This is a genomic window from Polaromonas sp. 39-63-25, from assembly GCF_002278925.1.
Taxonomy (GTDB): Bacteria; Pseudomonadota; Gammaproteobacteria; order Burkholderiales; family Burkholderiaceae_C; genus Polaromonas.
The window spans coordinates 33,082-47,191 of the sequence record NZ_NCJH01000019.1 but is presented as its reverse complement, the minus strand read 5'-3'; the positions used below and the strand labels follow the sequence as shown (position 1 = coordinate 47,191).

Here is a 14,110-nt window from a genome sequence, read left to right as displayed (position 1 = left end):
GCCTAAACTGGCGTCATGACCCCCATCCGCAAAGGCCAGGCGCCGGCCGCTTTATCGCGCAGCGTGTTCCATGAGCGTTTCATGGAATCTTTCATGGACCCGGCTTTCCAGGCCGAGGCCGAGGCGATCTCCCGCGTCGAGGCCATTGCCTGGGACGCCTACCAGGAAGGCCGCAAGGCGCCCCGCACCCGCAAGGCCGGCCCCGGCTACGCCGATCCCGACTACGACCTGTCCGTCGAGTGGCTGGCGACGAAAGAACGCATCGACCAGGCGCAGGCGGCCTGGGCCGACCCGGCCACGCCCTCGCGCGTGCTGCTGGTCTGCGGCTCGGCACGCAACGACGGCACCTGCCCCGGCGAAATTTCGAAAACCTTTCGCATGGTGCAGTGGGCCGAAGAAACCCTCGCACAGGCGCAGATCCAGACCGACGTGCTCGACCTCAGCCTGCTGACATCGAGCTACCACCTGAACATTCACCCCTGCAAAGGCTGCGTCTCCACCGCCATGCCGCTGTGCCACTGGCCCTGCAGCTGTTACCCCAACCACGCCCAGGGACAGACCAGCGACTGGATGAACGAGATCTACGAGCGCTGGACCGCGGCGCATGCGGTCATCATCCTGACGCCGGTGTACTGGTACCAGTCACCAAGCCCGCTCAAGCTCATGATGGACCGGCTGGTCTGTGCCGATGGCGGCAACCCCGACCCCACCCGCACCCACGGGAAAAAAGCCGCCGAGGCCAAGGCGCTCGAGCTCCAGGGCTGGGACTACCCCCAACACCTGGCCGGCCGTGCCTACGGCCTGGTCGTGCACGGCGATGTTGCAGGCATCGAGGGGGTGCGGCGCGGCCTGTCGGACTGGCTCGACTGGATGGGCCTGATCGACGCCGGTAGCCAGGCACGGCTGGACCGTTATGTCGGCTACTACGAGTCCTATGCCACCAGCCACGACGCCCTGGACGCCGACGCGCCCGTGCAAGCCGAGGTGCGCAATGTCGCCAGCGCGGTGGCCAACGCCGTCAAGGCCCTGCGGGCCGGCACCCTGTCGCAGCCCGACAAAGGTCTTTCACGGCCACGGCGGAAGTAACGCCCCCACGTTCGCTCGCTGCGCGTAGCTCTCTGCCCCCCGAGGGGGCGCTGCGCCTGCGGACTGGCAAAGCCAGATCCGCGGCCCCGGCTGGTGAAGAGGGAGCCCCCCACGCATGTGGTTAACGGTGCCCCCGCATGAACTCCGCTTCAGCCGCCCACCAGCGTCTTGAGTTCGCCGCTGGCGATCAGCTTGTCCAGGTCGGCCGCTCCGCCTATCAGCGTGCCGCGCACAAAAATCATGGGAAAGGTGGGCCAGCCGGTCCACATCTTCAGGGCATTGCGCTCACGCCAGGTGTTGAGATAGTTGCCGTATTCGAGGTAGTGGTGCGCCACCCCCGCCGCATCCAGCGCGCGGCGCGCCTTGCGCGGAAACGGGTTCATGGCCATGCCGACCACCACCACCGCATGGGCGGCCACGGCGGCCTGCACTTCCTGCACGATGGCCTGCTCATGGCGGGCGATCTTGCCCTGGATGGCCGGATGGATGCGGGACTCATCAAGTATGGCGCGGGGCATGGGGCAAGCCTTTCAGTGGGTGGGCGGCAGGGGGTGGGGCCTGCGTGAGGCCACGCCGGAACCAGACGCAGCATACGGCACAGCGCGCAGACGCCAGCCACGCGGGCAAAAAAAGGGCCGGGCCACCGGAAACATGCCCCGGCGGCCCGGCCCCGCTGGACCGTGTGGTCAGCGCAGGCTTATTTCGCCTCGGCAGCGCCGGAGCCCTGCACATTCACCTGGCCATTGCCGCGCGCGCCGGCGGGCAAAGCGTTCTGGATGCTGTTGCCGGCACGGCGGGCCGCATTGCCCACCGCGTTGCCGGCGCGTGCACCAACCCGGGCGGTCGCATTGGCGCCGCGTTCAACCGCGTTTTCAGCGCGGTTGGCCGTGCGACTGACCGTGCCCTTGACGCCGCTGCCCGAGACCTGCGCACCGGCACGTGTGTCGGTGTTGGCGCCCATCGAGCTGTCGCTGCGTGTGGCCGTCCCGTACGAAGAAGCGCTGGCATTCACGCCAACGCCTGCGTTGGCACGCACGTCGTTGCTGATGTTGTTGTTGACACCGGTGCGCACACCGACGTCGGCGCCGACACCCACCTGGGCATGGGCGGCAAAAGCCAGCGTGGCGGTGAGGGCCGCAGCGGCAGAAAGGGAACGCATGGAAAACTTGTTCATTTCAAACTCCTTGTGATGAAACAGGCAGGTCAGGAGAGGTCGTGACCATCTGAAGTAGCTGCCAGCCTGCAGGGCGCCGGGAAGGCATCTGCAGGCGCCAGCGCCTTGCCGGAACTGGATAACGCAAATTTACGGCCCAGGGCGGCGCGGATCTGCCGGAAAGCCCCCCTGACGGGCGTAGGACATCGACCTTTACAGCCGCTTGACATTCGGGCAAAAGACCCGCCAGACGGCAAATGAGCTTGCTGTCCTACAGCCTTTGGGCGCGGCCGCGCGACAATAGGGTTTTGCCCCCCTTTTGCCGCGCCATGCCCTCTTCCGAAACACCTCTTCAGCCCAGCGAACCCGTCGCGCCCGCCATCCCGGTGGTGGAAACGCCGCCCGATGAGGCCGATGCACTGGCGCAGACCCAGCAGGCGATTGCCACCGCCGCCCTGAGTTTTTCCATCAAGGTCCTGACGGTCAATATCCACAAGGGCTTCACCTTCTTCAACCGCAAGTTCATCCTGCATGAGCTGCGCGAAGCGGTGCGCACGGTCGGCGCCGATGTGGTGTTCCTGCAGGAAGTCACCGGCACCCATGCCCGGCACGAAAGCCGCGTCGCCAACTACCCGGCCACACCGCACTACGAATTCCTGGCCGACACCATCTGGCCGCAGTTTGCCTACGGCCGCAACGCGGTGTACACCAACGGCCATCACGGCAATGCCGTGCTGTCGAAGTTTCCCATCGTCCACTTCGAGAACCGCGATGTGTCCATCAGCGGCCCCGAGCGGCGCGGCCTGCTGCACTGCGTGCTGGAAGTGCCCGGGCGCGACACGCATGTCCACGCCATCTGCGTCCACCTGGGCCTGGCCGAATCGCACCGGCTCAAGCAGCTGCACATGCTGTGTGACCTGGTGCGCAAGGATATTCCGGCGAGCGCACCGGTGATCGCGGCCGGCGACTTCAACGACTGGCGCCGCCGCGCCCATGCCGTGCTCGAAAAAGGAGCCGCCATGCACGAGGTGTTCGTCAATGCCAACGGCAAGGCGGCGCGCACCTTCCCGGCGCGCTTTCCGGTGCTTCCGCTGGACCGCATCTACGTGCGCAACGCGATCGGCCACTCGCCTGTCGTGCTGCCGCTCAAACCCTGGTCGCACCTGTCGGACCACGCACCGCTGGCTGCCGAGATCGAGTTCTGACATGCACCAGGGGCCTGCACGCGGGACCACCCCATGAACGGACGCTGGGTCGCCGGCAACCGCTTCACCTTGCTGGAAAACGGCGAAGGCTTTTTCCCGCGGGTGTTCGAATGCATCGCGGCGGCCGAGCACGAGGTGCTGCTGGAAACCTTCATCCTGTTTGAAGACAAGGTCGGCCAGGCCCTGCAGGAGGCCCTGCTCACCGCCGCAGGGCGCGGCGTGCAGATCGACATCACCATCGACGGCTACGGCTCCCCGGACCTCTCGCCCGCCTTCATCCTGGCGCTGACGCAGGCCGGCGTGCGGGTGCATGTGTTCGACCCCAGCCCCCGGCTGTGGGGCTACCGCACCAACCTGTTTCGCCGCATGCACCGCAAGATCGTGGTGATCGACGGCCAGCGCGCCTTTGTCGGCGGCATCAACTATTCGGCCGACCACCTCGCAGACTTCGGGGCCGAAGCCAAGCAGGACTATGCGGTTGAAATGGAAGGGCCGCTGGTTGCCGAAGTTCACCAGTTTGTCCGCGCCCAGCTGCTGCTCGGCCAGCACCCGCCAGGCAGCCGGTTGGCCCGGGTTCTCAAGCGCCGGCCGGCCACCGCCGCCGCGCCTGTCGGCACCCCGCCGCCGGCCACCGGCCCTTCCGATGCCATCTTCGTGACCCGCGACAACGTGGAACACCGAAACGACATCGAGCGCCACTACCGCATCGCCATCCGCGGTGCGCGCCGCCGCGTCATCATCGCCAATGCCTACTTCTTTCCGGGCTACCGCCTGCTCAGGCAGCTGCGCAAGGCGGCGCGGCGTGGCGTGGACGTGCGCCTCATCCTGCAGGGCGAGCCCGACATGCCGATTGTCAAGATCGCAGCGGGCCTGCTGTACCACCACCTGCTGGCCGCCGGCGTCAAGATCTACGAATACCACGACCGGCCGCTGCACGGCAAGGTCGCGCTGACCGACGACGAATGGTCCACCGTCGGCTCCAGCAACCTCGACCCGCTGAGCCTGTCGCTGAACCTGGAGGCCAACGTCATCATCAAGGACCACGCCTTCAACCAGCATCTCGGTGAGCACCTGGAGCAGCTGATGCAGGACAGCTGCACGCAAATTCACGCCAGGGACGTGGCCGAAGCCGGCCCCTGGGTCAGTCTGCGCAGCTTTTTTGTCTTTCACCTGCTGCGCCACTACCCGGCCTGGTTTGGCTGGCTGCCGGCCCACGTGCCGCGCCTGACACTGGCCGAAAAACTGCTGGGCCAGACAGACGTGGACGTGAAAATCAGCCATGTCAACGAGGGCCGGGTCTCATGAACAACACGGCGCCCGCCTTGCCCGACCTGGGCCGTCCGAAGAAGGCCGGCATCACCGGCAAGGTCTGGTGGCCCTGGCTCAAACGGGTCGCCACGCTGGTTTTTTTTGCCCTGGTGGCCTGGCTGCTGGTCGAGCAGGGCCGCGCCATCGACTGGCAGGAGGTGTTTGCCGCGCTGCGCGCCTACCCGCCGGCGCTGCTGCTGGGCGCGGTGGCGCTGGCCGCCCTGAGCCTGGGCCTGTACAGCTGCTTTGACCTGCTGGGGCGGCACTACACCGGCCACAAGCTGCGCGCCCCGACGGTGATGCTGGTCACCTTCATCAGTTATGTGTTCAACCTCAACCTCGGCTCGCTGGTGGGCGGCGTCGCCTTCCGTTACCGGCTTTATTCCCGGCTGAAGCTGGGTACCGGGACCATCACCCGGGTCCTGTCGCTCAGCATGCTGACCAACTGGACCGGCTACCTGTTCCTGGGCGGCCTGATCTTCGCCTTTGCCACGCCCGCCTTGCCGCCCGGCTGGAAAATGGGCAGCGCCGGTCTGCAGATCCTGGGTTTTGTGCTGCTGGCGACCGCCGTGGCCTACCTGCTGCTGTGCACCCTGTCGCGCCAGCGCAGCATCACCCTGCGCGGTCATCGGTTGGAACTCCCCTCCGGCAGGATGGCGCTGCTGCAGGTGGCGATGGGGGCAACGAACTGGCTGATCATGAGCGGCCTGATGTTTCTGCTGCTGCAGCAAAAAATTGCCTTTCCGGCGGTGGCCGGCGTGTTGCTGGTGGCCGCCGTGGCGGGCGTCATCGCCCACGTGCCGGCCGGCCTGGGCGTGCTGGAAGCGGTGTTTGTCGCCCTGCTCTCGCATGCCATGCCCACGCACCAGCTGCTGGCCGCCCTGGTGGCCTACCGGGTCATCTATTACCTGGTGCCGCTGGCGCTCGCAACGACGATCTACCTGGTCATGGAAGTGCGGGCCAAAAAACTGGCGCCAAAGGCAACGCCGGCCGAAGCTGCCACGGCCGAATCTCCCAGTTAGGCGGTTAACGGTGTTTAGGCGCCGTTGCCCCGGTTTTTCGCCCTGAAAGACAACACATGGCGGAAATCCGGTCCGTCCATGACTGGTCAAAATCGCCAAACCACTGTATATTGATACAGTGGATACACCGCAACAAATCGCCAAAACGACCGTCGCTGCCCATTCAGGGCGTCGTGCCCGCGCAGGCGCAAGCGCCGCCCCGTGTTGGGCTGTAGCTGCCGCATTTCCCTTTTCCAGCGCCCCGGACGCGCCCCAGCCTGCAGTGCAGTCAGCCTCCCGGACTACAGCGCCAATCCCTTCACAACGCGCACCATCAGAGCAAGGTGGCAACCCCGGCCACCCAAGGAGCACGGCATGGGCATGATGAGTGACCCCCTGACGAACGACCTCTTCCCGCAGGCGCTGCTGACCGTCACGCTGCAGGGCCCCGGCGACCTGGAAGGCTTCCGGCGCGCCGCACGCGGCCTGCTGGCACAACAGATCCTGCCCGCGCAGGTCAGCTGGCACTGCACCGGTTTGCCGGTGCAGGATCCGCTGACCGCACCGCCGGAAAGCCACACCGCCGTCGGCGATGCGCCCGCAGTCCAGGTGCCGCCCGAGTTTGTGGCCCTGTGCGAAAGCGCCATCCTGCATGCCGACCCCCGGCGTTTTGACTTGCTTTACCGCCTGCTGTGGCGTCTGGTGCATGAGCCCGGCCTGCGCCACGACCCGCTCGACGCCGACCTGGCCGAGGCCCAGCGCATGGCGCAGGCCGTGCGCGACGAGATGCACAGCATGAAAGCCTTTGTGCGTTTTCACAGCGTGCAGGACGAGAGCTTTCGCAACCACCCGGAGGGCGGGCCCCTGCATGTGGCGTGGGTCGCGCCCGAGCACCACCTCATCGAGGTCATGGCCGCGTTTTTTGCGCGACGTTTCGCGCAGATGCGCTGGGCCATCCTCACGCCCGAGCGCAGCGCGCAGTGGGACGGCGCCCGGCTGCATTTCGGCCCGGGCATCAAGACGGCCGACGCGCCCCTGCCCGACGCCGGTGAAACACGCTGGCTTGCCTGCTACGAGCACACCTTCAAGCCCAAGCGCCTGCCGGGTCGCAGCCTGCAAAAGTCCCTGCCGCGCAGGCCGCGGCGCAAGCTGCCGGAGGCTGGCCGGCTCCACCCGCTGGCCCCGGCCGCGCACCAGCGCAACCACCACCTGACCGCGCAGCCCGCCACACGCATGGCCAGACGTGTGCCGCAGCCCCGGGCCACGCTGGCCGTCCCCACGCAGCCGCCGGGCGCGCCGGCTCAGCTGTCCCTCGACGAGTTCGCCCCCTCGCCGGACGCCTTGCAGCCGCTGCTTATTTGACGCTATTTATTTGATAGCTGACTGCGCGCGCCACATATAGGCTACAAGCCAATTTGCCCTGAAAACCCGGGTCAACGCCCCGGCGCGCCGGAGGCCGGCAACGCCGGTGCAGAGGCGGGCGCCTGCGGCCCGGGCAACGGCAGCACCACGCTGCGGCCATCGGCCGGTGGCTGTTCGGCCGGCTGCACCGGCCGGACAGTCGAGTCGCGCGGGTCCGGCTCCACGGGCGGCGCCGGCGGCAGGTTGCGGCGAAATTCCGGGTTGCGGTTGATGCGCGGCCCAGGCATGGACGGGTCTGCCGGAGGGGCCACCTGCGCAAGCGCCGCGCCGCCGGCCAGCAACATGGCGGCAAACAAAGGCAACAAAGCAGCTGAACACCGTGAGTAACTTGAGAAAGGGGCCTTCATGGAAACTCTCCTTCTTTCAGGGGCAAGGCGCCAGCCTATCACCCGCGGGGCGCGGCGGGTTGTCCTGGCGCAAGGGTTTCCAGTGCAGTGTTGCATGCGCATACCGTCTCCCTTTTCCTGATCCGCCCGCACAGTGGCAGGTCCGCAGTTTCAACACGGGACGCGCTCACGCCCCAGCTTATCGGCAGCCAGCCCGCATGGCTGTAACAGTTGTGCGCCGCAGGCCAGCTGCCGCGCAGGTGACAGCGGCAGGACAGGCCCTGGTGCAGTGTTGCATGCTTGATGGAACGAATAAAAGCGATGGATTTTGGGTCAGGGCAAGGCGCAAACCACAGCGATACCCAGGGTATCGCGCGGATTTGCAACGCCGCCATGGCGCAAAAGACGCGCTTTTATGTTCCAGATAGCGTGCAACACTGCACTAGCTTCGTGCAGGGCGAAGCTTGCTAATGTGGTGGCCATGCAGATCTCTGAACTCGCCCAACGCACCGGCGTTTCCGTGCACGCCCTGCGCCACTATGAAAAGCTCGGCATGCTCCAGCCCGCGCGCCGCGCCAGCGGCTACCGCGAATATACCGACGCCATGCGCCGCGAGGTGGTATTCATCGCCATGTCACGCCGCATCGGTTTTTCGCTCAAGGCCATTGCGGCGCAGCTTCCCGCTTACCGCGCCGGACGGCTGAGTTTTGAACAGATGGTCGAAGCCATGCAGGCCCGCGTGGCAGAAATAGACGCGCAGATCGGCGAACTCAAAACCCAGCGCCGCGCCGTGGTCGCGCACATCGCGTGGATGCACAAACAGCAGCGCGCGCACCAGGCCAAAAAAGCGCAACGCCTCGCGGCAACACCCAACGGCAAGGCACCCTGGCCCGCCGCCCTTTCCACACCACGCAGGAAAACCAGACCATGACGACCGAAGCCCCACACAGCTCCCCGCAGTTCCAGCCGCTTGAACAACTGGTGCTCGCCATGCCCATGGCCCGCACCCTGGGCCTGGCCTTCAGGCGCATCGTGCCCGGCGAAGTGGAGGTCGAAATCCCGGTGCTCGAGGCCTTCTGCTTTCGCCCCGGCCAGCTGCAGGCCACCGCGGTGTTTGCCGTGGCCGACTTTGCCGCCGTGGCGGCCGCCGGTACCTCGCTGGCACCGGGTTGGGTCAACGCCACGGTGGACGCCACCATCAAGCTGCTGGCGCCCGCGCAAGGTGCGCTGCTGCGCGCGCGAGGGCGGGTGGTCAGCGCGGGCAAGCTGCTGACCATCTGTGCGGCAGACGTGTACGCCGTCAGCAGCCAGGGCGAAGAAGTCCTGTGCGCCACCTTGCTCGGCACGGCGCGCAATATCAACGCCGCCGCTCGGCAGACACAGTGACGCTATTATTTACATAGCTGCCTGCGCCCACCAACCAAGGGCTGGAGGCCTTTTTTGCTTGTAGACAATGCTTTTCCCGCTCAGCCCTGCCGGTGCATCGCCTCCGCGCAGGTCGTCGCCGGGTTTCGTGCGCAGGACATGGGCTTGCCTGTGTCATGAGGCGCATCCTCACACAATCACAGGCGTTTCATTCGCTCACAACTGCGTCATGCCCCGCTGTTAAGATTCGTCCCTTTCAGACCCGTCTGAATCGCCCGTTTTTTCTCTCCTTTCCGCGACAACGCGACGCCTATCCCTCATGACCGTTGCCATCCCGGCCAGCACCCCCGCCACCTTCGAAATCAAAAGCGCCAACCTGCCCCTGGTGGCGTTGCTCCTCAAGTCCTCCGATCTCAGCGCCCTGTCGCGCGAGATGGCGCTGCGCTTCGGCGATATCCCTGATTTTTTCGACAACGACCCGCTGGTCATCGACCTCTCGCAGTTGCCTCTTGACGCGGCCACGGTTGATTTTGCAGCGCTGATCGCGCTGCTGCGGCCCTACCGCGTCGCCCCTCTGGCAGTGCGCGGCGGCAACCCGGCGCAACTGGCCGCGGCCCTGGCCGCCGGGCTGGTCGCCGCGCCGGACGCTCGTGTTGTCAGCGCTCCCGCAGCCGCCCCGGCACCCGCCACGCGCAGCAAGGCGACGGCACCGGTGGCCGAAGCGCACGCCGCGCCGGCTCCCGGCGCACTGGTGATCGACAAGCCGCTGCGCTCCGGCCAGCAGGTGTATGCCCGCGGGCGCGATCTGGTCGTGCTGGCCATGGTCAACGCCGGCGCAGAGGTCATTGCCGACGGCCACATCCATGTCTACGCACCGCTGCGCGGCAAGGCCATGGCCGGCGCGCGCGGCAACACCGAAGCGCGCATTTTTGCGCTCAGCCTGGAGCCCGAGCTGCTGTCGATCGCCGGCATCTACCGCACCAGCGAAAACCCGTTGCCTGATGGTGTGTGGGGCCAGCCCACGCAGGTGCGCCTGGTGCCCGGTCCCGAAGGCGACAAGCTGGTCATGGATCTGATCAAAACATGAGGCCCCGCTTTTCAGGTTTGGCCGTTCGCCCTGAGCTTGTCGAAGGGTTCCTGGCCATCCTTCGACAGGCTCAGGACGAACGGATAGCGGGACAGCCATCTCTTCTCATTCTTTAAGGACTTTTACGCATGGCAAAAATCATTGTGGTCACCTCCGGCAAGGGCGGCGTGGGCAAAACCACCACCAGCGCCAGCTTTGCAACCGGCCTGGCCCTGCGCGGGCATAAAACCGCCGTCATCGACTTCGACGTCGGCCTGCGCAACCTCGACCTCATCATGGGCTGCGAGCGCCGCGTGGTGTACGACCTGATCAACGTGATCCAGGGCGAAGCCAATCTGCACCAGGCCCTGATCAAGGACAAGCAGTGCGACAACCTCTACGTGCTGGCCGCGTCGCAGACCCGCGACAAGGAAGCGCTGAGCAAGGAAGGCGTCGAGAAGGTCCTCAACGACCTGGCCGACATGGACTTCGAATACATCGTCTGCGACTCGCCGGCCGGCATCGAAACCGGCGCGCTGATGGCCATGCATTTTGCCGACGAGGCGCTGGTGGTCACCAACCCCGAAGTGTCCTCGGTGCGCGACTCCGACCGCATCCTCGGCATGTTGTCCTCCAAGACCAAACGCGGCATGGAAGGAGGCGATCCGATCAAGGAGCACCTGCTGATCACGCGTTACAACCCCAGCCGCGTGGACCAGGGCCAGATGCTCTCACTGGAAGACATCAAGGACATCCTGCGCATCAAGCTGATCGGCGTGATCCCCGAGTCCGAGGCGGTGCTGCAGGCCTCCAACCAGGGCGTGCCCGCCGTGCACATGGAAGGCAGCGACGTGTCCGAAGCCTACAAGGACATGATTGCCCGCTTCCTGGGCGAGGACAAGCCGCTGCGTTTCATCGACGCACCCAAGGTCGGTTTTTTCAAACGCGTGTTTGGAGGGAAATAACCCGCCATGGCCTCCTTCCTTTCCTTCCTGCTCGGCGAAAAGAAAAAAACCGCCAGCGTCGCCAAAGAGCGGCTGCAGATCATCCTCGCGCATGAACGCTCAGGCCGCAACAGCCACGAGCCCGACTACCTGCCGGCGCTGCAGCGTGACTTGATTGCGGTGATTTCCAAATACATCAAGATCGACCCGAACGACATCAAGGTCAACCTGGAACGCCAGGACAACCTCGATGTGCTCGAAGTCAAGATCGAGCTGCCGGAGGCCGCGGACAAGAAGTAGGGTCCGCTTGCGGCGCGCCCGCGTCGCTTGCATCACGCTGCGCCTGCTGTGTGCTCCGGGCAGTAGGCGCAACTCCCCACTCCCACCCCTAGCCCCTCCCTCGCCCCGCGGGGCGATGGAGGGGGACTTCATTTGGCCGCGTGTGCTGCGACCACGTGCATACATGACCGTCTCGTGAGTGACCTGACGCGCTGCGCGCGTCAGGTCTCCCCGCATCCGCATCCGTTCCCGCATTTGTGTCCCCACCCGTCGGGCTGGGCCGAGGAGCGCAGCCAAAAACGGATCAGGGCGAGCGATTGTCTGAGCCGAAGGCGAGTTCGAGCTCGACCCCGATTTTGGCGAGCACCGCAGGTTGCCCCGAAGCGCAGCGCAGGGGACCCGGACCATCGGGTCGCCTTTTCTTTGGTGACTTTCTTTTGGCGAAGCAAAAGAAAGTTACTTGCCGCCGGGCAACCCCCGGCCTACAGGTGCAGGCGCACCAAACGACCCGAGCAAGCCAACATGGATCCGGTCAGGCCCGGCATGACAACGAGGGGCCTGCCGCCGCGGCTTACAGCCCCAGAAACGTCTTCACCACCGCCACCGTGCGCGCCGGGTCTTCCTCGTGCGGCACGTGGCCCAGGTCGTTGAACACCACCAGCCGGCTGCCGGCGATGTCGCGCGCAAAGCGCTGGCCGAACTCCAGCGGAATCAGCCGGTCCTGCCCGCCCCAGAGGATCAGCGTCGGCACGGCCAGCGCCTTCAGCCCGGCCACATCGCCGGTGTAGCCCTGGTCCATGCGCCGCCCCAGCGCCTGGCGGTTGCCCGCGCGCAAGGTCATGTCCATGTACAGATCCACCAGTTCGGGCGTGACTTTGGCGGGGTCGCCATACACATTGCGCACGCTCTTTTCAACCACGCTGCGCGGCAGCGTGTACTGCGTCAGCGCCCGCAGCGCGGGCATGCGCGCAATGCGAAAACCCAGCGGCAGCGAGGGCGGCACACTGGCCGACTCGGGCGGGTAACCGCTGGCATCCACCAGCACCAGCCGCGCCACACGCTGCGGCAACGCCACCGCCGTCGCCCAGGCCACCTGCCCGCCCAATGAATTGCCGGCCAGCACAAAACGCTGCACGCCCAGCTGGTCCACCACGGCGGTGACGAAGCGCACGTACGCTTCGGCCGAATAGTCGTTCTGCCGGTTCGGCCCGGTCAGCGCAAAACCCGGCAGGTCGAAGCGGATCACGCGCCGCTGCCCGCGCAAGGCCGCGGCCCAGCCCTCCCAGGTGTGCAGGCTGGCCGAGGTGCCGTGGATCAGCACGATGGGCAACGGGTCGTCCCTGGGCCCCTCGTCACGCAGGTGCACCTGCATGCCGTCGATGGTGATGAACTGCGAGGGCGGCTGCGCCCAGCGCGGCTTGAGCGCCTCCACCGGCTGGTCCGGCGCCCAGGTGGCCACCAGAGCCACCGCGGCGAGAACCAGCAAGGCGGCCAGAAAGAAGAAAAGGCTTCGTAAGAACAGTGTCATAGAGTCGCTCCGCCGCAGGATACTGAATGCCGGTGCATTCAAACTTCGGCAGCCTATCACGCGGGCCGCCGGTCCAGGCGGCAAGGGCCGTACGCCGCAGCGGCCTGATTGTTTCCAAAACCGAAACAGAGCATCGACGAAGCGGCAGCTTGTTGCCGGGGCTTTGCCGCCCATCTGCTCTTCATCGATGAGCCGCAACTTTCAAGCAAGGACTCACCGAGGCTGGAAACAGACGGGCCACCAGGGCTCGCCATGCCCGGATTTGTCATCCATTTTTTTCAAGGATCCATCATCATGAACCGCCATATCGCCTCCGCCCTCGTCATCGCCGCCGCTGCTGTGGCCGGCAACGCTTTCGCTGACGACATCACCATCGACACCACGCCTTTCAACAGCACCAAGAGCCGCGCTGAAGTGCGCGCTGAACTCGACCAGTTCAAGAAGTCCGGCACCAGCCCCTGGTCCACCCAGTACAACCCACTGGCCAAGTTCCAGAGCACCGCTTCACGCGCCCAGGTGGTTGCCGAGTATGTGGCCGCCCGCAACGAAGTCGCGGCGTTCAATGGTGAAGACAGTGGCTCGCATTACCTCGCGCAGCACCAGGGGGTGACCAACGGCGTGCGGGTTGCCGGCCAGCCTTTTAACGCCGCCCAATAAGGGGCTCCGGGGCCTGCCACGGCCCCCCTCTTTTATTCACAGGCCCGCAGCGCAAGCCCGCTGCGGGCATGCGCGTTTCTGCCGCCTCACCAGCCCCAGAGCAGGCGGCGCGCCACCCAGCCCTTGCGGCCGCTCTCCGGCTGGACCTTGACCCAGCTGTCGCGGCGCTCCAGCGTGCGCAGCACCTCGCCGCGCTCGGCCTTGCCCACAATGCGGCTGCCGGTCGTCGGCGCGCTGCGGATGTTGGCCACCGGGGCCTTCACCACATGGTGCGGCGTCTTGCCGACCAGCGGCCGGTACACCCAGCCGGTGTCGTTTTCAAAATCACGCACCTTCAGCCACCGCCCCTTGCGGCCGGTCACTTCCAGCGGGTAGCCCTTGTTCAGCGCCCAGCGCGCGGCATGTCCGGTGCCGGCACCGGCGCGCATCCTGATCTCCGGCCGGTTCACGCTCACCATCTCGCGCGCCTGCGCGGCGTGGGTGAACACCAGGGTCCCCAGACTCAGGGAAACCAGCCATCCGGCCAGACGGGTCAGGTGTGACATGCAACTCCAGTTCAAAAATTAACGCGGCGGCCCACGGGGCCCAAGCCGCATTCTTTCACCCTGAGCCTGTGTGTCAAAGCCCGCAGTTTGTCGCACCTGCGTGCATGGGTTTAGCGGCCGGCACGGCGCGGCGGCAACGGTTTCATGTTAGCCCGGCGGGTCCGGGCATCCTGCAGACACTCCATTTTTCATAGCTGCCCGCGCAACAGCAGCAAGGGCTGGAGC

General features: G+C 66.1%; 17 protein-coding genes. 11 read left to right on the top strand and 6 right to left on the bottom strand.

Features of this window, described 5'->3' with window-relative positions:
* The first annotated feature begins 15 nt into the window (after positions 1-15).
* On the top strand, positions 16-1,086 hold the full coding sequence (locus B7X65_RS19035; RefSeq protein ID WP_293595862.1) for a flavodoxin family protein: 1,071 nt from the start codon (positions 16-18) through the stop codon (positions 1,084-1,086).
* Positions 1,087-1,235: 149 nt separating this feature from the next.
* Here B7X65_RS19035 and B7X65_RS19030 read toward each other — a convergent pair whose 3' ends face one another.
* Both B7X65_RS19030 and B7X65_RS19025 read right to left on the bottom strand, forming a co-directional pair.
* Positions 1,236-1,604, bottom strand: coding sequence for a glutaredoxin domain-containing protein (locus B7X65_RS19030; RefSeq protein ID WP_293595861.1), 369 nt, complete (start codon positions 1,602-1,604; stop codon positions 1,236-1,238).
* A gap of 179 nt (positions 1,605-1,783) precedes the next feature.
* Positions 1,784-2,260, bottom strand: coding sequence for a hypothetical protein (locus B7X65_RS19025; RefSeq protein ID WP_293595860.1), 477 nt, complete (start codon positions 2,258-2,260; stop codon positions 1,784-1,786).
* A 308-nt stretch (positions 2,261-2,568) separates the two neighbouring features.
* Between B7X65_RS19025 and B7X65_RS19020 the strand changes: the two genes are divergently transcribed.
* The 4 genes from B7X65_RS19020 (at position 2,569) to B7X65_RS19005 (ending at position 7,115) form a co-directional block, all read left to right on the top strand.
* Positions 2,569-3,444, top strand: coding sequence for an endonuclease/exonuclease/phosphatase family protein (locus tag B7X65_RS19020; RefSeq protein ID WP_293595859.1), 876 nt, complete (start codon positions 2,569-2,571; stop codon positions 3,442-3,444).
* Between the two features lie 33 nt (positions 3,445-3,477).
* Entirely contained in the window at positions 3,478-4,749 is a 1,272-nt protein-coding gene (gene clsB / locus B7X65_RS19015) for a cardiolipin synthase ClsB (RefSeq protein WP_293595858.1), read from the top strand.
* The gene (locus tag B7X65_RS19010) at positions 4,746-5,774 is read left to right on the top strand and encodes a lysylphosphatidylglycerol synthase domain-containing protein (RefSeq protein WP_293595857.1); all 1,029 of its coding nucleotides are present in this window, start codon (positions 4,746-4,748) and stop codon (positions 5,772-5,774) included. The genes clsB and B7X65_RS19010 overlap by 4 nt, the downstream gene beginning before the upstream one ends.
* Positions 5,775-6,128: 354 nt before the next feature.
* Positions 6,129-7,115: a TIGR03915 family putative DNA repair protein gene (locus B7X65_RS19005; protein WP_293595856.1), complete on the top strand. Its 987-nt coding sequence runs from the start codon at positions 6,129-6,131 to the stop codon at positions 7,113-7,115.
* A gap of 71 nt (positions 7,116-7,186) precedes the next feature.
* Here B7X65_RS19005 and B7X65_RS19000 read toward each other — a convergent pair whose 3' ends face one another.
* Positions 7,187-7,522: a hypothetical protein gene (locus tag B7X65_RS19000; protein ID WP_293595855.1), complete on the bottom strand. Its 336-nt coding sequence runs from the start codon at positions 7,520-7,522 to the stop codon at positions 7,187-7,189.
* Between the two features lie 312 nt (positions 7,523-7,834).
* Positions 7,835-7,984 carry a hypothetical protein gene (locus B7X65_RS18995; RefSeq protein ID WP_293595854.1) on the bottom strand — a complete coding sequence of 50 codons (150 nt, stop codon included), beginning with the start codon at positions 7,982-7,984 and terminating at the stop codon, positions 7,835-7,837.
* Here B7X65_RS18995 and B7X65_RS18990 point away from each other — a divergent pair.
* From B7X65_RS18990 to minE, 5 genes are all read left to right on the top strand, one after another.
* On the top strand, positions 7,983-8,432 hold the full coding sequence (locus B7X65_RS18990; protein WP_293595853.1) for a MerR family transcriptional regulator: 450 nt from the start codon (positions 7,983-7,985) through the stop codon (positions 8,430-8,432). The two genes, B7X65_RS18995 and B7X65_RS18990, sit on opposite strands and share 2 nt — an antisense overlap.
* Complete coding sequence (locus B7X65_RS18985; protein ID WP_293595852.1) at positions 8,429-8,887, top strand: PaaI family thioesterase; 459 nt, start codon at positions 8,429-8,431, stop codon at positions 8,885-8,887. The genes B7X65_RS18990 and B7X65_RS18985 overlap by 4 nt, the downstream gene beginning before the upstream one ends.
* Before the next feature lie 298 nt (positions 8,888-9,185).
* The gene (gene minC, locus B7X65_RS18980) at positions 9,186-9,953 is read left to right on the top strand and encodes a septum site-determining protein MinC (RefSeq protein WP_293595851.1); all 768 of its coding nucleotides are present in this window, start codon (positions 9,186-9,188) and stop codon (positions 9,951-9,953) included.
* A gap of 128 nt (positions 9,954-10,081) precedes the next feature.
* Positions 10,082-10,897, top strand: a complete 816-nt coding sequence (gene minD, locus B7X65_RS18975) for a septum site-determining protein MinD (RefSeq protein ID WP_293595850.1) — start codon at positions 10,082-10,084, stop codon at positions 10,895-10,897.
* Between the two features lie 6 nt (positions 10,898-10,903).
* Positions 10,904-11,176, top strand: a complete 273-nt coding sequence (gene minE / locus B7X65_RS18970) for a cell division topological specificity factor MinE (RefSeq protein ID WP_077592906.1) — start codon at positions 10,904-10,906, stop codon at positions 11,174-11,176.
* A gap of 550 nt (positions 11,177-11,726) precedes the next feature.
* On the opposite strand, the gene B7X65_RS18965 is transcribed toward minE, so the two are convergent.
* Positions 11,727-12,683: an alpha/beta hydrolase gene (locus tag B7X65_RS18965; RefSeq protein ID WP_293595849.1), complete on the bottom strand. Its 957-nt coding sequence runs from the start codon at positions 12,681-12,683 to the stop codon at positions 11,727-11,729.
* Between the two features lie 294 nt (positions 12,684-12,977).
* Between B7X65_RS18965 and B7X65_RS18960 the strand changes: the two genes are divergently transcribed.
* Complete coding sequence (locus tag B7X65_RS18960) at positions 12,978-13,340, top strand: DUF4148 domain-containing protein (protein ID WP_293595848.1); 363 nt, start codon at positions 12,978-12,980, stop codon at positions 13,338-13,340.
* A gap of 86 nt (positions 13,341-13,426) precedes the next feature.
* Here B7X65_RS18960 and B7X65_RS18955 read toward each other — a convergent pair whose 3' ends face one another.
* Positions 13,427-13,885 carry an SH3 domain-containing protein gene (locus tag B7X65_RS18955; RefSeq protein ID WP_293595847.1) on the bottom strand — a complete coding sequence of 153 codons (459 nt, stop codon included), beginning with the start codon at positions 13,883-13,885 and terminating at the stop codon, positions 13,427-13,429.
* Between the last annotated feature and the right edge of the window lie 225 nt (positions 13,886-14,110).